Below are 18,504 nucleotides of genomic sequence, written 5' to 3' on the forward strand. Positions count from 1 at the left end.
GAGGACTTATGATCGGGCAACATATCCATCGCTGCAAGCGGCGCGAGCAGGGATTTACTCCCAGCTCAGCACATCCCGATTCTCGCCTTCGCCGCCTTCTTTTTCATCCGCACCGAAAGAAAACAGATCGAAGGGCCCATGTTCGCCCGGTGCAACATAATGGTATTCATTTTGCCACGGGTCCAGCGGCACTTTTGACTTGCCCAGATAAGGGCCATTCCAGCGCTTTGCATTATCGGACGACTCGACCAGCGCCGCCAAGCCTTGGGAAGACGTAGGATAACGGTCCATGTCCAGCTTGTACATTTCCAGCGCCTGACTCAATTCGGAAATCTGTACTTTTGCGGCTTTGCTCTTGGCTTCCGCCATATGTTTCATGACTTTCGGTCCGACCAGACCGGCCAGCATCGAAATGATCGCCAACACGACCAATAATTCCAACAGGGTAAAACCGCTCTGTTTACGATAAATGTGTCTCATGTGTTTGTCATTATCCATTAGCAATGTTTAATTTATATAAAAACTTCTCTTCACTCTCAAAACGGCACGGCCGCGGGGCTTTCGCCCTGCCCCGCCAAACGCCATCGCTTTAGAAAGCCAAATCATTGACGCTCAAAATGGCCAGCAGAATCGAGACGATGATGCCGGCGATCATCAGCCCCAGGGTGATGATCAAGGCCGGCTCCAGCAAGGCCAGCATGCGCTGAATCGCGATTCTCAACTGTTTATCGTAGATTTCGGCCACACGCAGCAGCATTTCTTCCAGATGCCCGGTTTCTTCGCCCATTCTAATCATTTGCACGGCCATTTTGGGAAAAATTCCGGTTTTGACCAAGGCATCGGACATCCGTTTGCCCTGCTTCAACTCCTCTTCCGCAAACTGGATCGCGTCGACCAGCACCAGATTGTCCACGGTCTCCTTGACGATGACCAAGGCGGAAAGTATGGAAACGCCATTGCCCAATAAAGTTCCCAGGGTCCGGGTCATGTTCGCGGTTTCCTTGTTCACGATAACCATGTCGGCAAGCGGCAGTTTCAGAAAACGGCCGTCCCACACCTTCTTTCTGACCGGATCGGCCAATTGAAAGCGCATATAGCTGACCGCAAAAATCGCGCCGCCGATCAATAGCCACCAATAGCTCTGCAGCCATTCGGCGAGGCCGACCACGATCTGCGTCGACACCGGCAATTGCTGGCCCGCGCTTTCAAACATTTCGGTAAACTGCGGCACCACAAAAATCAGCATCACGAACAGCGACGCCAGCGACATCACCAACAACACCGCCGGATAGATCAGCGCGGTGCTGACCGTGTCCTTCAATTCGCGCGAGCGCTCCAGATATTCCGCCAGCCGGTTCAACACATCGCCCAGGCTGCCGCCAGCCTCGCCAGCCCGAATCATGTTCAGATAGAAACGCGAAAAAACGCCGGGCTGCTTGTCCAGCGCGTCGGCCAGGGACGAGCCGCCCTTGACCTTTTCCAACACCCTCGCAATCAGCTTGCTCAGTTTTTCATTGTCTTCGGTCAGATCGATCAACACGGTCAGCGACTTATCCAACGGCAAGCCGGAATCAAGCAGGGTCGCCAGTTCACTGGTAAACATGCCGATTTCCTTTTGACTCAGCTTGGTCTGTTTTGCTCCCAGACTCAGGCCGAGAAAATTTTTTGCGCTGGCCGGGCTGACCTTGATCGGAATGTAGCCTTCCGCCTGTAACAGGCCGATCAGGCTGGCCTCGTCGCTGGCATCCCGCACCCCTTCCTCGGTTTCGCCGAGGCTGTTGATCGCTTTATAGGCATACAGCGGCATATCAGGCTTCCGTCGTGACGCGCAACACTTCCTCGAGGGTCGTGACGCCCTGCACCACCTTGTTCAGGCCGTCTTCGTACATCGTCCGCATGCCCTCTGCGACCGCCAGTTTCTGGATCTCGCCGGCTTCTTCGTGCGCCATGATCAATTTGCGCAGCGGATCGGTCATCTGCAAAAACTCGATGATCGCCAGACGTCCGCGGTAGCCCACGCCGCCGCAGGAGGCGCAGCCGACCGGTTTGAATAATGTGATGTCGCCTTCCGGCTGATAACGCTTGAGATTCAATTCGGTAACCAGCTCGGGCGGCGCCGGATGGCCCTCCTTGCAGTGCGGACACAATTTTCTGACCAGACGCTGCGCCAAAATGCCGTTAACGGTCGAACTCAACAGATATTCTTCCAGCCCCATGTCCAGAAGACGCGTGACGCCGCCCGCCGCATCATTCGTATGCAGCGTCGACAGCACCAAGTGACCGGTCAATGCCGATTGCACCGCGATTTTGGCGGTCTCGAGATCGCGCATTTCGCCGATCATGATCACATCCGGGTCCTGCCGGACGATCGACCGCAACGCGGCCGCAAAGGTCAGGCCGATCTGCGGCTTGGCCTGAATCTGATTGACGCCTTCCAATTGGTATTCGACCGGGTCCTCGACCGTGATGATCTTGCGTTCGGAGGTATTCAGCATCTTCAACGCCGCATACAGCGAGGTCGATTTACCGCTACCGGTCGGACCGGTAATCAGGATGATGCCGTGCGGCTGCGCCAACACTTCGAGGAATTGCTCCGAATGCCGCCCCGAAAAACCGAGCGCCGCGAAATCGAACACCATGTTTTCCTTGTCCAGCAAACGGATCACCACGCTTTCGCCGTACATCGTCGGGATCGTCGACACCCGCAAATCGAGCTCCTTGCCGAGCATCTGCACCTTGATGCGGCCATCCTGCGGCAGCCGGCGTTCGGCGATGTTCAGCTTCGCCATGATCTTGATCCGCGAAATCACCGCGGCGGTCGACTTGACCGGCGGCGAATTGATGTCCTGCAACACGCCGTCGATGCGCAGCCGGACCTTCAAGGTATGCTCGAACGGCTCGATATGAATATCCGACGCCTTCGTTTCGATCGCGCGCTGCATGATCAGATTCACCATCTTGATCACCGGCGCCTCGCTGGCCAAATCCTTCAAATGCTCCAGATCTTCCTCGCCGACCTCATCGACGCTCAGATCATCGACGATCCTGTCCATTTGCGAGCGCCCTTCGCCATATTGCATCTCCAGCGCCGCATCGATTTCGGACAACAGACCAACCTTCGTTAGAACCCTTTTGCCGGTCGCCAGTTTCAACGCATCGATCACGAATTGATCTTCCGGGTCCATCATCGTGACCTCGATCTCTTCGTCACGGTTAGCCATCCCGATCACATGATAGTTCTTCAGAAACCTGAGCGACACGCTGTCGGGCAACTGCGGCTCCAACGGATATTCGCCGGACACGGTCTTCTCGAAATGCCCCGACGCGACAAACGCATCGGCCACGTCGAGCTCGGAGCACAAGCCCAGCTTGACCAGCAAATGCGGCAGCCCTTCCGCAACCGAAGACTTCTGCATCCGCTCGACCTTTTTCAATTCGCTGGCGGACAGCTTGTTTTTATCGTGCAGAATGTTCAGAAAGGATTGATAAGGTGTCGCAGCCTTTTCCATTACGATTTCCATATTGAATCCCTCAACTGTGATGAGCCGGCAAAAATGACAATTTTAAGACCTAAGGGTGACAGTAGAATTAAAATATTAATGACGTCGCCGATGACTCCCGGTCCCGAGAGGATTTGCCCTGGCTGGAGACAAAACGCAAATTATATTTATCGATCAGGCTGTACAGCGTGGCGCGAGAAATATGCAAAACTCTTGCCGCCCTGGTCACATTATAATTAGCATAACGCATCGCCGAAAGAATTGCATCCTGATCCGCTTCGGCGCGCCTTGCGTTTTGGCGAATCGATTCGGCAACCCGTTTCTTGCCCGTTCCGAATTCGCCGGCGAGCAAAACCGGGCCATTCCGCTCTGAAATCTTGGCGATTTGCCGAAATAGTTAGCATGGCTGCTGATCAACCTGCGCTCGTGCTCTTAAACCTCGGCGTTGACCTTAGGACATAATGTTGAGGCACTTAATTCCACAATCGACGCGTTGCGGCAATAAATCCCCACGACTTTCTTGCTATCCGATTAATCTGGCTGCCCGTTCGATGATGAGGCGTGCATCGATCTCGCGGATCGAAAAGTCGTTTTTGTTCAATTTGAAAGGATTCACCACGGATGCGGACTTGACGACTTGATTGATGTCGGTCTGATACACACGGCTGACCGGCGTCGGTCCGAAGATCGTGATCGACGGCCTGTTCAGCGCCCAGGCCATGTGCGTCGGCCCGGTGTCGTTGCCGATCAATAAATCGGCGCGAGCTATCAACGCTTTCAGGCTGTTCAAATCCAGCTTCGGCAAGGCTTTGACATAGCCGCTTTGCGCCGCCATCCATTCGGCGCGCGCTTTTTCCTCATCGCTAGCCCAAACGGCCAGGCAGTTTTGTTTTAGCGCCTCGGCAATTTTGACATAGCTTTCGGCCGGGTAATTCCGGCTGTCCCAGGTCGAACCGGTCACCAGCACGATGTTCTTTCGGTCTTGCCGCAGATAGTCGTCGAGGCAGGGCGATGGGGCCCGATAAAACAGAAACGGGGTTTTATGCAGGATTTGCTCGCGGCTGATGTCAAATCCCAAGGGCCGCGACAGCACCGCCGCATTGCGGTCTATCGTATTCGCATCATAGGCGCAGTGGACTTTCTGATGATAAACCCAAGAGGCGGCTTTTTCGCGTATCGAGTCGGCATCGAAACCGGCGACCTTTTGGCCGATCAAGCGGGCGACGACCGCCGACTTGATCAGGCCTTGCGCGTCGATGACCCAATCGTAGTGGCACTCCGCAAACGCGCGGATTTTTCTGAGCTCCGCGAAGAAGCGCGACTTGTCGGTCTTCAGCGCTTTCAAATTGACGGTCAATATCTGGTTCAGGTCGGGATTGTGCGCCAGCACGCCCGCAAAGCGTTCCTCGACAATCCAGTCGATCCGGCTCTCGGGAAACTGTGCCTTGATGAATTGCAGCGCCACCATCGCATGCACGATGTCGCCCAACGCCGAAAGTTTGACGATCGCGATCCGCACGCTGAATTACCCGGCCAGCAACGCTAAAATACGCTCAGGACCGATGCCGCTCAGGCAGCGCGCATGCTCCGGATGGCCTTCCGGATACAAAGGGCAGACGCGCTTGAAGCAGGGCGCGCAGTCCAGCTGCAATGATATGACTCGGGCCTTGGCATGCAGGGGCGGCGTAAAGCCCGGATCGGACGAGCCGTAGACCGCGATCAGCGGCTTATCGAGCGCGGCCGCCAGATGCATCAGGCCGGAGTCGTTGCTGACCACCGCGGTGGCCAGCGACAACAGATCGAGCGCCTGATCCAGTTGCGTGCGGCCGGCAAAATCAACGCATAATCCGCCGGTCTTTTGATTGATTTCCCCGGTTACCGCCCTGTCCTTCTCCGAGCCGAACAACCAGACCTGCCAGCCTTCGGCGATCTTCTTACGCGCCAGTTCGGCGAAATGGCCGCTCGGCCAGCGTTTGGCAGGGCCGTATTCGGCGCCGGGACACAAGGCCAGGATGTTGCCGCCGGTTTGGATTTGAAAAGCTTCGGAGACCGCCGCCTGCCGTTCAGGGTCAATCGGAATGGAGGGGATCGGATAGGCGGGAGGCTGCGCCGCGTTTTTCGGCAACGCCAGGGCGACGAAGCGCTGCACGGTCATCGTCAATTTTTGCTTGTCGAGTCTTCTGGCATCGTTCAACAGGCCCCAACGGCATTCACCGATATAGCCGGTGCGGACTGGGATGTTCGCAAAGAATGGGACGAGCGCGGACTTCCAGGAATTGGGCAGCACGATGGCGCGGGTATAGGCCTCGCTACGGAGTTGCCTGCCGAGCCTGATCCGATCGGTCAGACCGAACTGACCGTGCGTCAGCGGCATCGTGATCGATCGGGTCACCTCCGGCATCCTGTCCAGCAGCGGAAAGGTCCAGGCCGGAGCCAGCACGTCGATTTGGCAGGCAGGGTCGCCTGCTTTCAGCGCGATAAAAAGGCTCTGCGCCATTACCATGTCGCCGACCCAGGACGGGCCGACGACCAGTATCTTGCCCAAAGGTTTAGACTGCAAATTTATTTCGCGGTATAGGTCAACCATTCGGCATGGTCGTCCCTGCGTCCGTGGACATAATCGAAATACAGCGCTTGCAGTTTCTCGGTGATCGGGCCGCGGCTGCCGCTGCCGATCGTGCGGCCGTCGTGCTCGCGGATCGGGGTCACTTCGGCGGCCGAACCGGTAAAGAACGCTTCGTCGGCGATATACACTTCGTCGCGGCTGATCCGTTTGACGATCACTTCGAGCCCCTGCTCGGCCGCGATCGTCATGATCGTGTCGCGGGTGATGCCTTCCAGCGCGGAAGTCGTCTCCGGCGTATAGAGTTTGCCGTCACGGACGATGAATAGATTCTCGCCGCTGCCTTCGGCGCAGAAGCCTTCATGATCGAGCAGCAGCGCCTCGTCATAACCGTTCGCCTTCGCTTCCTGCAAGGCCAGGATTGAGTTGATATAGTTGCCGTTCGCCTTCGCCTTCAGCATCGTGCTGTTCACATGATTGCGGGTATAGGACGAGGTCCGGATCCGTATGCCTTTTTCCATGTTGTCGGCGCCGAGATAAGCGCCCCAGGTCCAGGCCGCCACCATCACGTGCACCTTCAGATTGTCGGCTCTGAGTCCCATGCCTTCGGAGCCGTAGAAACACATCGTGCGGATGTAGGCGCTGTCGAGATTGTTCTTGGAGATCGCGTCGCGTTGCGCCTCGTTGATGTCGTCCTTGCTGAACGGCATCGGCATGCTCATGATGTGCGCGGAGCGGAACAGGCGGTCGGTATGCTCCTTCATCTTGAAGATAGCGGTGCCTTTTTCGGCGTGGTAGGCGCGCAGGCCTTCGAACACGCCGCCGCCGTAATGCAGCGTGTGGGTCAGGACGTGAGTCTTCGCATCGCGCCAGTCAACCCATTTTCCATCCAGCCAGATATAGCCGTCTCTATCGTCCATCGTCATTTCCGATACTCCAAAGTGTGCTTAATGAATGTATAAATATGAAATTCGTCCGCCGGAGACATCCGTGCGGCATCGATCGCCGCCGATTCGTATCAAAGCGCACGCTGCCGGTAGTTGAATTTATGCGCCCCGGTGTAAGGGAAGAATTGTACTATAAAGTCGGCGCCGGCCATACCGGGATTCGGTAAAAGGTTGATGCGGCGCATTTTTTCGCCTTGGAAGCAAGCCCCGTACTCAGCGCGTCTCGCCGAGCAGAGTGCCGCCCACCTCGCCGTTCACATCGACCCAAAGATGCGGCAGCACGAGCGACTCCAGCCAGGCCGGGCCCTCTGCCTCTTTCAGCATCGCAATGGTCGAGGCGCTGCCGGCCACCACGCAGAAATCGGCAATCACGCTGACCGACGCCAGATGCCTGACCGGCCAGCCGGTGCGCGGATTCAAAATGTGCCCATAGCGCACGCCCTCGATGGTCAGACAGCGCTCGTAATCGCCGCTGCTGGCCATCGCGCCGCGGGCCAATTCCACCGTTTGCAACAGCGCGTCTTTGTGGCGCGGATGGCGAATTCCGATCCGCCAGGGGCTGCCGTCCGCGCGCGCCCCCAGCACGTTGATATCGCCGCCCAGATTGATCATCCCGTGCCGGATTCCCGCCGACCAGCACAGGCCGGCGGCGCGGTCGGCGGCGTATTCCTTCACCACGCCGCCGAAATCGAGTTCGATGCCGGGCAACGGAAATTCGAGAACCGGCGGTTGCCAGACGACTTTATCCCAGCCGACTTTCACGAGCAGTGCGTCGATCAAGCCTTGCTCAGGCAAGGCGCCGCTGTCAAAGCGCCAGGCGCGCCGCAGAATTCCGGAGGTAATATCGAACAGTCCGCCGCTTTGTTCATGGCAGGTGGCGGCATAATTCAGCAGGCCGGCGGTTTCGTCGTCGACGCTGATGCGGCCGCCCGCCGCCGCGACGCGATTGATTTCGGAGAGAAAACTGTCATGGCGATAGCGCGAATAGCGCGCTTCCAGGCGGGCGACATCGGCCATCGCGGCCTCGGCGGCGCGCCGGGCGGCCTGGCCTGTGTTCGCAAAAAGCTGAATCTCGCAAGGCGTGCCCATGGCCTTGAAGACGTGCCGGTAAAACTGCAAGGCTTTCAGTTTCCCGGCAGCGCGGCGGGCTGAAACGCGCAGCCCGCGCGACTAGAAGGCATAATGCCAGGTCGCCGACAAGGTGCCGTCGCGGTCCAGCTGATAGCCATTGTAATCGGTGCCGACCGGCTGCAGCCATTCGACGCCCAGCGCATTGCCGGCCAGATCGCCGCCCGGCACCATGGCATTGAGGCCGAAACCGACGTCCCAGAAACGGCCGCCATAGTTCATCGGATAATCCATCGGCCCCAGCTGATCGATGTATTGGTTGAACTGACCATCAATTGCACCTTGGATCGTATAGACGCCACGTACGTTCGCCGACAGCCAATGCGTCAAATTGTAGCCGCCCCAGGCGGTCGACTGGAAAATATCGCCTAATCGATACCCAGTTTCGCCGCTTTTTTCGAGCCGCTTGGTTCCGCTGAGCTGCGCGCCCCATGACCAGCTGTCGTAATTGCCGGTATACGTCACGCTCGGTTTGAAATCGAGCGTGCCGCTGCCGAGCTGCATGCCGTAATGGATCAGACCGCCGTCCACCTGGTGGTTGCGACGCAGTTCGATATCGACGTCGCCGAACGGGATGCTGAGACCCAGGCCCATGTGCAGATGATGATGACCGGCGTCGAGCACTTTGAATAAGGCATAAACGCCCATGTCGCTGATGCCGCCGGTTTCGTGGCCGTTCTCGACGTGATGCGGAATGTGTACACCGCCGCCGTCCGGCGCTTCGTCGTCCGGCGGCGCCCCGCTCAAACGCCGCATCGTCATGCTCATATCCATGAATTGCGGCATCACCATCAAATTCAGCCAGTCGGTCGGCGCATACATGATGTCGAGCATGTGCATGTGCATCGCCATGCTGTTCGGCTTGACGAAGCAGGGATTCGGCCCGCAGCCGTTAGCCACGATGGCTTGGTCGCCGACCAGATTCGAGCCGTGCAGCATGTCGCCGCCTTGACTGCCGTACATATAGCGGTAGCCGACCATGAAGCCGCCCTTGCCGAGCATGTGATCAAACATCACTCCGGCCGGCGCCATCGCGCCGTGATGGTGCTGATGGTGCGCATGACTGCCATGATCGCCGCTCGCCGCCAGCGCCTCCAGATTCACCTTCAGCGCGCCGTTGACGGCCCAGTAATCGAAATCGGCGTAATCGCCCTCGCCACTTCCGCCCAGCTTCAGGCCGCCCTGGTGGGTGTAATACTCGAATCCCAAACCGATATTGACGCCCTTCGCGAATTGTTTGTCGATCGTGATGCCGCCGCTCAGCGCGCCATAACCCGACAAGCGGTGGTCGCTCGAAAAATTATCCGGCAGCAACTTGCGGTTCAAATCGGCATAGTTCTGCTGGGTCGTCAGATAAGGCGCGTAAAAATCGGCCGCATCCTGCGAGTAATAACGAATTCGCGGAGTCACCGTCCAGCCGCGACCCAAAGGCTGCCCCCAATCCGCTTCGAAAGTATGCGCGTTGATGCCCCAATCGTCGACATAGTAGCGATAATTGAAATGCAATGCCGCATCGAAGGCGCCAATGTATTGCTTGTAACCAACATTGCCGCTTAATTGATGCCGGACATTCGGCCTTTGTTCAAGGAACGCCTGCACCTGTCCCGAATAGGCATAGTCTCGGTTTGTTGCCGCTTCTAGAAACGCGATCTCGACGACCTTATAGGGGTTTTCCATATAGCCATCGCTATAGGTATATCCGAGCCCGGCGTCGATCAGCGCATTCTTGTTCAATACCTGCGTCAGGCCGAAATGCGCGCCCCAATCCTTCCGATTACCATGAACGATTTTGCCATTCTCACCAGTAATCTCGATCTGATTGGTATATGCGTCGGTGTTGACATATCCCAGAATATCGTGATCCAGTCTGGCCTTGGTGTCGCTAGCGGTATAACTCAATCCGCCGCTCACAGTCGTCAACTTCTGATTGAAATCCAGCCGCCCCCCCAGATTCACGAAACGCGACTCGTAGTCGTCCTCCAACGAAATGCCGCCACCGACATCCACCGCAGCTTCGTCCCATTCGTAACCGAGCTTGAAATCGCCTTGTTTCCGAGTTTCCGGCGAAGCGGATGAAAGCGTATGAACCAACCGGTTATCGACGCCACCGATCAATTTTCCGAACCCATTCGTGCGCAATATATTTAATTGCGAGTCGAAAAATAATGGCGCAGTACTAGTGATGAGTGGGGTTGCGCCCGTCACGCCATCAGGGGAGTTCAGAGTGCTGTTGCCACGCATATCCAAAGGCGCCGTCGAGACCGGCGTGGCACCCGACCAGGTATCCTGCGTGTAGTGGAAGGAAAACTTGACGCGGTCCGTTAATTTGAGGTTGCCGCTGCCTTGCAGGGAATCGACTTCGATCGGACGAAATTTACTCTCGACCCCGAAAAGCTGGCGATTCTCCTCCTGATAATGACCGTATTGAACTTCGAACTGATCATCCGCCGCTTGAACCGTATGGCACACCAGTCCAGGCAAGGCCAACGCGGCGGCAGTCAGTGCGCCGAGTGGAGATTGAGATGGATTTGCGCCGCCCAATGCCGCCTGATCCCCTTTAATAGCAGCCACATCCACCTCCCTCGGACGAGCTTCCTCCCGTGGCGGCCTCGCGAGCTCCATAGCTATGGGCTCGCAATGCACTTTGTAGAGGGTACGGATCAAGCGCCATATGTGGTTTGGCAAGATTGCCGCGCTCCCAAGGCGCGACCTTAGCACAGCCTGCCAAAATGACGATTGCCGCAAACAGGAACGCGGCTTTGGTGCTGAAAAATGAATTCATCAATAACTCGTACGAAACTGTAATTGTTTAACTACATTTCGTTAACCGCCGGCCGGCTTCTCTGCTAATAACGCTTCGACTGTTTTACGCAGCTCCGCGCCCTCATCCGAGCGAAAACCCATGTGCACATGGCGCACGATACCATCACGCCCAATCAAGTAAGAAGACGGCATGGCTTTCACATCGTAGGCACTCGCACACTGCTCCGTGGAATCTTTGGCGAGCATGAAATTCACCGGGAATTGGCTGACAAAAGTTTTAGCATCCTCTAGATTTTCATCCAAATTGACGCCTATCACTTCTAGCCCCTTGCCTTTGAGATCACCAGACAATTCGGCCAGGAAAGGAAAGGATTTTGCGCATGGGCCGCACCATGACGCCCAAAAATCTATATAGACTACCTTGCCGCGAAGCGCTTTGGCATCATAGCTTTGCCCATCACTTAGCCCATTTAATGCGCATTCAGGCGCCTTCTGCCCCACATCAACCGCCAATAGGGCTTGAACGGGAATAAGCGACAGAATCGCACTGAATACGGTTTGGGCGGCAGGTATTTTCGCCCGTGCAAGTAAATCATTCATGGAGCGTTAGAGGTGGCTATGGAAAAAATGTCCGGTCAATTTTTGCGAATTGTACCCGATTTAGCGAATGCCATACTGCCTCATTGATCCTGAAGCAAATTGATTGCCGTCCCCGTACTCGTACTGCCATTGACCGTTTGGCATTGATAATTAAGCTCATAATCCGCCGCTTCAGAGCCCGACTTGTCGACGGTGACATAGAAATCACCGTCAACACCAGGGATATAGGCCGGAGCGCTTTCAGACCCGTCTCCGCCCACCGGATCTGTCGTATTCGATGCGGTGCCCGGTGACGTTGCCGTAGGCGCCTGATACGCCTGTACACTGACCAGCGGACTCGAGTTTGAAATCGTACGGATACGGACCTCTAAACGCCCCGTCTCTCCCGAGCCGTTGGCACTACAGGTCACCAGATAGCGGTCGATGGCGCCCGGATCTGCTCCTAATGCCCCGACTTGACTATCGGCCCAGGCAAGGCAGGTATACCCGCATGCGGTTAAAAATAACCCTACACCGGACACAGACTTTAAGGTCGGTTTTTTCATAATGGTACCGCCGTACTTTCAAAAATTTAAATTCAGGGACTACGGATATGCGCCGATCATTCAGGCTTGAGGATGGCTTGATAGTCATTTCCCCCAAAATTTCTTGATCGGTAAATTCGCATCGATATCTTCTTCGGACGGGTAGACATAGACATCATATCCCGGCCCGCCGCAGGCGGTTTCGTCCAGGTCTTTTGCAGGATCCCCAGTGATCGGGCGCACAAAAGTCAATGTGGACGGTATGCCGCCGAAAGCGGTCGTACTGGTCCCATCCACGGCATTCGGGAATTTAGCCGTAGTATTGGGCATCCACAAATTAGCTGATCCGGGCACGGGTGGAAACTTCTTTTTGCATATATCGGCAATCGCCACTTTCACTATCAGACTCTTTGCGCATGAGTCGGCTTTAAAGGGCAGCGCCGAAGTCATAAACGGCACAACTCCATGCAAAGAACTATCCAGCTTTCCTTTGAAACTTTCAAAACCAATACTGTTGCCAAGAGCATCTTTTTTCTCCCGGCTAAGTTTCATTACATCATTACTGGAAATCAGATGAACGATATTGGCCAATGACGTAATCGGTTCTGCCGACTTCTGGGGTTTCGCCGGCAGATAACCCGGCGTGCCGATAATGCCCGATTCGGGCTCGGCAAGTTCGGCAGGTGTGCCCAAAATATCCCCAAGCGTTAGAGACGATGGCCCGCCTAGAGGCGCATCCGACTTATATATTTTGGGGTTGACCGTAGGAAATAAGACGCTTTGGGCGATCACTGGCAAAACTTTTCCCTTGGGGTCCCGACATCCTTGCCCGACAACCACCGCATTCAGGGTTTCAGACTCTACCCGTACTTCATCCTTGATGACGGTCGGAACCAGCTCAGGCTTGATAGCTGGCGACACCGACGCCACTCCATCATCCTGCAGCGTTCGATAAGCAGTCTCCGTGTGCGTAATTCCGCTCATGCAATGAAACTGCATGCTATAGTCGGCTTCTCCGGCCCCAGCCTTATCGACAGTGACATAATAAGCGCCTCCTCCGCCATTGAGCGGGACGGCCGGACCATAATCTGTGTCGCCACTGACAGGATCAGTGCTATGCGACGATAGATTCTCGCTGTGCGCCTGAATGCTGACTAGAGGCCCCTTAGCGGTGATATTGCGCACTTGCGTTTCAAGCCGGTCAGAGCCCTCGCCGCAGGTAATCACATAAAAATCGGTGGCATTGGCGCTTTCGCCTAACGATCCAGACTGAGTGTGAGCCAGAACGCTATTGCTATAATCGAGAAAAAACAACCCGAATGCCGTCGAGACAATGTAATTTAAACGTTTTTTCTTCATAAATACACCTGAATGGACTCTCAACAAAGCATTGTTTCGCGCGCAGCCTGACTCTCGATCGAAAGCGTCGATAAGGCGGTATGATAACATGCAACGCCGTCCCGCATGCCCGCCAAAACGACAAAGCCGCCCGGCAAAATCGCCTGGGCGGCTACAACAGTCAAACCCCGAACCTATTGAGCCGGACTCGGCATCCCGGATCCGAAGCTTGCCCCCCTTGGCTGCTGGATTCCAGCGGCGCATACGGGAACGTAGGCTCGAAGACACCTACCCTCTCAGCTGAAGTCATCAATTGCTCCTTGAAAACACGCCTGGGTAAAAATCATTTACCCCAACGCTTTTGGATTGGCAAATTGGCATCTATGTCCGCTTTAGAAGGATAGATATACACATCATCCCCCGAGCCACAGGCCTCCGGCAGCGGATTGGTAGAAAGAGGCCTTTCTACCGTCAAAGTCGCTGGCGATCCGGCAAACGCGGTTGCGCTGGTGCCATCGACCACATTCGGAAACTTTGTTGTAGTATTAGGCATCCAGAGGTTTGCCGTGCCTTCTTGAGGCGGGAAAGACATTTTGCAGATATCGGCGATTGCGACCTTGATATAAACTTTTTTGGCGCACGAGCTCGTCTTGAAATTCAACCCTGATGTTCTGAAAGGCACCAGACCGTGCAATGTCGGGTCCAATTTGCCATTAAAGCCCTCGAAACCGATCACATTGCCGGTTGCATCGGTTTTTTCCCGCTGAAACTTAAAAATGTCCTTATTTTGAATCAATTGCGGGATATTCGCCAAACTATCAAGAGGCACCGCAGCTTTCGCGATAACCGCCGGTTTATACCCTGGAGTGCCTGGAGTTCCTTGAGCCTCTTTAGCTATGACGGCGGGCGTCTCAAAAACATCACCAAGAGTTAAGGTCGGCGTACTGTCAAAAACCTGATCTCCCTTGAGGATGATTGGGCTGACCGTTGGAAATAACACACTCTGCGCCACGACAGGAATTTTCTTACCCTTGGATTCGCAAGTGTGCCCAATGACGATGCTGTTGTAAGTCGTGGAGCCCGTGGTCACGGAGTTTTGTATCACCGTATGTGCGTAAGCAAATTGCGCCGCTCCGGAAATAACGGTTGCCAGCGAACACAAAGTTATTTTTTTCAAGGCCTTAGAGTTTTTCATTAGCTTTCCAATGGATATCGATCTTATTGTTTTTAAGTGAGTAGCGAGCATTCTATTGGCATTCTCGAGATGGACTAACCAATTGATTTTGATCACGCCATGGCGAATTGACCCTATCCGAACTACCGCTTGATGGCTCAAAGCGATTTGCGACCTACGCTGCCAGTCGACCAGGACGAACCCGCGACGCTCATGGTCAAATCTACCGAATGAACATTAAGCATGATCCGTGCCACAAATTGAGTTCTGTTTTTATGTTATGGTCATCCGCCCCACCGGCGGAAATTGGATGCCTGGCCGCACCTCTGTTAATTAATCCTTATCTATCGCTCACTTACGATCCATACACCGAATAAATCTGGTGCTTCTCAAGCCTAATCAGACACCCGTAAAACAAGCCCGCCCAGAAGAATGCCAACATCGATTCCTCACAATTGCCTGGAAATCGCACTATTTTTCCGCGCCATCTCTCCCTTGTTTGCGTATTTCAAGCAAAATGCGTGATATGACGCGAAATAAATGCGTCAAATAACATAGTTTAATTAAACCACCGGACTATCTCCTTGCTATTTTTTACAACCGAGGCCTTGCGGGAACACCAAGAGAATCCGCCGACACAACCCAAAATCGCCGCATTGCACGGCGACCCTGGGTTGAAGACATTGAATAAGGTCATTTCGCTTAATGCACCGAAACGACCGCAGCTACAGAACTTGAGGAAGGAGAAAACATTGCCATAACAATCCTGAGAGTGACGTCAATAAGCAATTTTCAATCGATTTGATCCTGAGACGGAGGCGCCGGCCAGGCTAGATGCCGGTAATACTCCAAATTTTTTGTAGGATCACAAAGAAATAAGCACTTAGCGTGCCATATCTCCCAGGAAGCAAACTTCGCATGACAGCCTCGGCGAAACAGGTCAAATGACACACATTTCATTATTGAGTACCCCCCGGCGCGATACGCCACGCAAGCATATTCAGTGGAGATAGGCGATGAGCCGCATACTATCTGCGCCAGATAACAATGTTTAATTATCTCAGCGGAATCATCCTCCCCTCGACTACGCGTCCATGATGCTTGCCCACAACGCCTCAACCTGCGCACTCAGCGCCGCCACTTCGGAGGGTTCTATCACCGCACGGTCGTCCTGAAGCACTTGCTTATGACCATAATCGCGATAGGCGCAATAAGCGGCTTTCAGGTTTTTCGCATTTTCCTTGGAAAGAAAACCCGCTTCGGCCAACCCGTCCAACTGTCTGACATTGTCGGTATAAGTCGTCAGCGCCGGAAATTTTTCCGCCTGACTCAGCACGCCGTACTGCACGATGAACTCGATGTCGGCGATGCCGCCCTTGCTTTGCTTCAGGTCGAACTTGCCGCTTTCCTTCTCGACCAGCGAGGCGCGCATCTTTTCGCGCATGTCTCTGACTTCTTTTTTCAACGCCTCGGCGTCTCTCGGGAGGCTCAGGATCATATGACGGACGGCTTCGTATTTGGCTTTCAATTTCGGGTCGCCGGCGATGAAGCGTCCCCGGACCAACGCCTGGTGCTCCCAGGTCCAGGCCTGATTTTTCTGATAGTCCTCATAGCCGTTGATATGACAGACCAGGAGGCCGGAGTCGCCGTTCGGGCGCAGGCGCATGTCGACTTCATACAACACGCCGGACAGCATCTTGGTGTCGAGGATGTGCCGGACGCGCAGGCCGAGCCGGCCGTAAAACTGGGCCGTTGAAATCGGCTTGTCGCCAGAGGTTAACGCATTGTCGTCAGCACAGTCGTAAATGAACACCAGATCGAGATCGGAGCCGTAGCCAAGTTCAATGCCGCCGAACTTGCCGAGACCGATCACCGCAAAACCGCTCTGCATGCTGTCGCAGCCGGGCGGAGTGCCGTGCTTTTGCACGAGCGCCAGCCAGGCGCGTTCGACGACTTTTTCGACGATGCTTTCGGCGATATAGGTCAGGTAATCGCTGACCACCATCAAAGGGATCGCGCCCATCAGGTCGGCCGCCACGACCTTCAGCACCTGCTGTTGTTTGAACTGGCGCAGCAGAATCATCACCTGCTCCAGGTCCTCGGCATCGGTCGAATGCAACAGCCAGTCCAGTTGCGCGGCCAGGTCCTTTTTGTTCAGCGGCGCGAACAGCGAGCGGGCATCGATCAGTTCATCGAACACCACCGGGTATTGCGCCAGATAGCGGCAGATCCAGGGACTGGCCGCGGCCAGCCGCAGCAACAGCGATAAGGCCTGTGGATTTTCGGACAGCAAGGTCAGGTAGACCGTCCTGCCGGCGACCGCGGTGAAAATATCCAATACACGCTTGAACACCTCGTCGGGCCGCTCAAATTCCCGCATCGCCTCGATCACCTGCGGCATCAGACGGTCCAGCACGGCCGCGCCCTTCGCGGTCAGCCGCCGCACCGGCGCCGAATCCTTAAAAGCCTCGAGGTTTTCGAGCGTCGCCTCGACATCGGCAAAACCGTAGGCTTTCAGCCGTTCGGCGTCATCGTTGTCGCCGTTCCAGGCCAGCCGGCCGGCTTCCTGCGGGCTCTCCTGTTTGCCCAATGAGAAGACTTGGCCGAACACCTCGTGCACGGCGCTTCTGACCCGGTCCAGTTCCCGCTTGAAGTCATCCCAGCAGGCAAAGCCGAGCGAAAAAGCCAACGCCGATCGCGCCTCGGAGGAGACAGGCAGATCATGCGTCTGTTTGTCCTGATATTGCTGGATGTGATTTTCGACGATGCGCAGGAAGCGATAGGACTGCTGCAACTGCTCGGCGTCCTCGGCGGTCAAGAGATTCAATTCGCCGAGGCGTTTCAACACGTCCATGATCCCCCGCACTTGCAGCGACTTTTCCTTGCCGCCGCGAATCAGCTGAAAGGCCTGGCCGATAAACTCGATCTCGCGGATGCCGCCGGGGCCGAGCTTGACGTTTTCCATCCGGTCCTTGCGCTTCAATTCCTGGGTAATCTGCCGTTTCAGCGAACGCAGTTCCTCGAAGGCGCCGTAATCGAGATAGCGCCTGTACACGAAGGCTTGCAGCATCGCCATCAGTTGCTTGCCGGCTTCGAAGTCGCCGGCGACCTGGCGCGCCTTGATCATCGCATAGCGCTCCCATTCCCTGGCCTGGGTCAGATAATAGTTTTCCATGCCGTCGAAGGTCATGATCACCGCGCCGCTGTCGCCATAGGGCCGCAGCCGGATATCGGTGCGGAACACGAAACCGTCGGCGGTAATGTCGTCGAGCACCCGGACCAGACTCTGGCAGAGGCGGGTGAAAAATTCGCTGTAGCTGGTTTCTTTGCGGTCCTGCAGCGCGCCTTCCTCCGGAAACGCGAAGATCAGATCGATGTCGGACGAATAATTCAGTTCATAGGCGCCGAGCTTGCCCATGCCGAGCACGATGATTTGCATCGGGCGTCCGTCCCTGAATACCGGCGTCCCGCGTTTTTCGGTCGCCTGCCGGTAGAGAAAATCGAGCGCATGGCGGATGCAGGCATCCGCAAGCTGCGACAAATCCATCAGCGTTTCCTGAAGGTCTGCCCAGCCGGCTAGATCGCGCCAGGCGATGCGGACCATTTCGCGGCGGCGGAATTTCCTAAGCTCTGACATCAGGGCATTTTCGGAATCGACGGCCAGCGCATTCAGCTGGTCCGGGTAAAAATTCGCCGGATAAACGCGAGTCAAATCACCGGAGTCGATCAGATCGATCAGCAGGTCCGGGCTTTTGCCGCATTGTTCGGCGACAAACGCGCTGCCGCACCAGACTCTCGGCAAAGACTCCGCAAGCGCGGGCGAACCCGGCAGCGCAAGGTTCAGCTCGGCCAGCCTTTCGGTCATTTTTTGCAGATTGGCGGCATGAATTTCTTGTAATTCGGCCGGGACAGTCAAGGCGGATTCGACGGGATGCATTGGCGATTCGATACGGTAAGCTTTGAAACC

15 protein-coding genes are annotated in these 18,504 nt (G+C 55.6%); all 15 read right to left on the bottom strand.

The features are described from left to right. Nucleotides 1–54 precede the first annotated feature (54 nt). The 15 genes from gspG to glnE all read right to left on the bottom strand — a co-directional run bounded on the left by gspG (nt 55) and on the right by glnE (nt 18,474). Nucleotides 55–480, bottom strand: coding sequence for a type II secretion system major pseudopilin GspG (gene gspG / locus METLA_RS0112990; protein WP_245598794.1), 426 nt, complete (start codon nt 478–480; stop codon nt 55–57). Between the two features lie 109 nt (nt 481–589). Beyond that, entirely contained in the window at nt 590–1,807 is a 1,218-nt protein-coding gene (locus tag METLA_RS0112995) for a type II secretion system F family protein (RefSeq protein WP_024298957.1), read from the bottom strand. A gap of 1 nt (nt 1,808) precedes the next feature. Further along, complete coding sequence (gene gspE / locus METLA_RS0113000; protein ID WP_024298958.1) at nt 1,809–3,509, bottom strand: type II secretion system ATPase GspE; 1,701 nt, start codon at nt 3,507–3,509, stop codon at nt 1,809–1,811. Nucleotides 3,510–3,588: 79 nt separating this feature from the next. Next, nucleotides 3,589–3,885 (bottom strand): helix-turn-helix domain-containing protein, encoded by a 297-nt coding sequence (locus METLA_RS0113005; protein WP_152539436.1) that lies wholly within the window; start codon nt 3,883–3,885, stop codon nt 3,589–3,591. Nucleotides 3,886–4,023: 138 nt separating this feature from the next. Beyond that, the gene (gene waaC / locus METLA_RS0113010) at nt 4,024–5,019 is read right to left on the bottom strand and encodes a lipopolysaccharide heptosyltransferase I (protein ID WP_024298960.1); all 996 of its coding nucleotides are present in this window, start codon (nt 5,017–5,019) and stop codon (nt 4,024–4,026) included. A gap of 6 nt (nt 5,020–5,025) precedes the next feature. Next, on the bottom strand, nt 5,026–6,003 hold the full coding sequence (gene waaF, locus METLA_RS0113015; protein WP_024298961.1) for a lipopolysaccharide heptosyltransferase II: 978 nt from the start codon (nt 6,001–6,003) through the stop codon (nt 5,026–5,028). A 59-nt stretch (nt 6,004–6,062) separates the two neighbouring features. Next, nucleotides 6,063–6,989, bottom strand: coding sequence for a branched-chain amino acid transaminase (locus METLA_RS0113020; RefSeq protein WP_024298962.1), 927 nt, complete (start codon nt 6,987–6,989; stop codon nt 6,063–6,065). Nucleotides 6,990–7,223: 234 nt separating this feature from the next. Then, a complete protein-coding gene (locus tag METLA_RS0113025) occupies nt 7,224–8,099 on the bottom strand; it encodes an FAD:protein FMN transferase (protein WP_051459778.1) in 876 nt (291 codons plus the stop codon). A gap of 81 nt (nt 8,100–8,180) precedes the next feature. Then, complete coding sequence (locus METLA_RS0113030; RefSeq protein WP_024298964.1) at nt 8,181–10,709, bottom strand: DUF3570 domain-containing protein; 2,529 nt, start codon at nt 10,707–10,709, stop codon at nt 8,181–8,183. Then, the gene (locus METLA_RS23855; RefSeq protein WP_084480137.1) at nt 10,696–10,920 is read right to left on the bottom strand and encodes a DUF4266 domain-containing protein; all 225 of its coding nucleotides are present in this window, start codon (nt 10,918–10,920) and stop codon (nt 10,696–10,698) included. Before METLA_RS23855 ends, METLA_RS0113030 begins: the two co-directional genes overlap by 14 nt. A 41-nt stretch (nt 10,921–10,961) precedes the next feature. Next, entirely contained in the window at nt 10,962–11,501 is a 540-nt protein-coding gene (locus tag METLA_RS0113035) for a TlpA family protein disulfide reductase (protein ID WP_024298965.1), read from the bottom strand. Between the two features lie 80 nt (nt 11,502–11,581). Beyond that, nucleotides 11,582–12,046: a hypothetical protein gene (locus tag METLA_RS0113040; protein ID WP_024298966.1), complete on the bottom strand. Its 465-nt coding sequence runs from the start codon at nt 12,044–12,046 to the stop codon at nt 11,582–11,584. Between the two features lie 84 nt (nt 12,047–12,130). Beyond that, a complete protein-coding gene (locus METLA_RS0113045) occupies nt 12,131–13,384 on the bottom strand; it encodes a hypothetical protein (RefSeq protein WP_024298967.1) in 1,254 nt (417 codons plus the stop codon). A 322-nt stretch (nt 13,385–13,706) separates the two neighbouring features. Next, nucleotides 13,707–14,558, bottom strand: a complete 852-nt coding sequence (locus METLA_RS0113050; protein ID WP_036281732.1) for a hypothetical protein — start codon at nt 14,556–14,558, stop codon at nt 13,707–13,709. A 1,063-nt stretch (nt 14,559–15,621) separates the two neighbouring features. Beyond that, nucleotides 15,622–18,474 carry a bifunctional [glutamate--ammonia ligase]-adenylyl-L-tyrosine phosphorylase/[glutamate--ammonia-ligase] adenylyltransferase gene (gene glnE, locus METLA_RS0113055; RefSeq protein WP_024298969.1) on the bottom strand — a complete coding sequence of 951 codons (2,853 nt, stop codon included), beginning with the start codon at nt 18,472–18,474 and terminating at the stop codon, nt 15,622–15,624. Between the last annotated feature and the right edge of the window lie 30 nt (nt 18,475–18,504).

This window comes from Methylomicrobium lacus LW14 (genome assembly GCF_000527095.1).
Lineage (GTDB): Bacteria > Pseudomonadota > Gammaproteobacteria > Methylococcales > Methylomonadaceae > Methylomicrobium > Methylomicrobium lacus.

Coding starts and splice junctions, on each gene's coding strand:
- gspG (WP_245598794.1), bottom strand. CDS start 480: ATGAGACACATTTATCGTAAACAGAGCGGTTTTACCCTGTTGGAATTA.
- METLA_RS0112995 (WP_024298957.1), bottom strand. CDS start 1,807: ATGCCGCTGTATGCCTATAAAGCGATCAACAGCCTCGGCGAAACCGAG.
- gspE (WP_024298958.1), bottom strand. CDS start 3,509: ATGGAAAAGGCTGCGACACCTTATCAATCCTTTCTGAACATTCTGCAC.
- waaF (WP_024298961.1), bottom strand. CDS start 6,003: ATGGTAATGGCGCAGAGCCTTTTTATCGCGCTGAAAGCAGGCGACCCT.
- METLA_RS0113020 (WP_024298962.1), bottom strand. CDS start 6,989: ATGACGATGGACGATAGAGACGGCTATATCTGGCTGGATGGAAAATGG.
- METLA_RS0113025 (WP_051459778.1), bottom strand. CDS start 8,099: ATGGGCACGCCTTGCGAGATTCAGCTTTTTGCGAACACAGGCCAGGCC.
- METLA_RS23855 (WP_084480137.1), bottom strand. CDS start 10,920: ATGAATTCATTTTTCAGCACCAAAGCCGCGTTCCTGTTTGCGGCAATC.
- METLA_RS0113035 (WP_024298965.1), bottom strand. CDS start 11,501: ATGAATGATTTACTTGCACGGGCGAAAATACCTGCCGCCCAAACCGTA.
- METLA_RS0113040 (WP_024298966.1), bottom strand. CDS start 12,046: ATGAAAAAACCGACCTTAAAGTCTGTGTCCGGTGTAGGGTTATTTTTA.
- METLA_RS0113045 (WP_024298967.1), bottom strand. CDS start 13,384: ATGAAGAAAAAACGTTTAAATTACATTGTCTCGACGGCATTCGGGTTG.
- METLA_RS0113050 (WP_036281732.1), bottom strand. CDS start 14,558: ATGAAAAACTCTAAGGCCTTGAAAAAAATAACTTTGTGTTCGCTGGCA.
- glnE (WP_024298969.1), bottom strand. CDS start 18,474: ATGCATCCCGTCGAATCCGCCTTGACTGTCCCGGCCGAATTACAAGAA.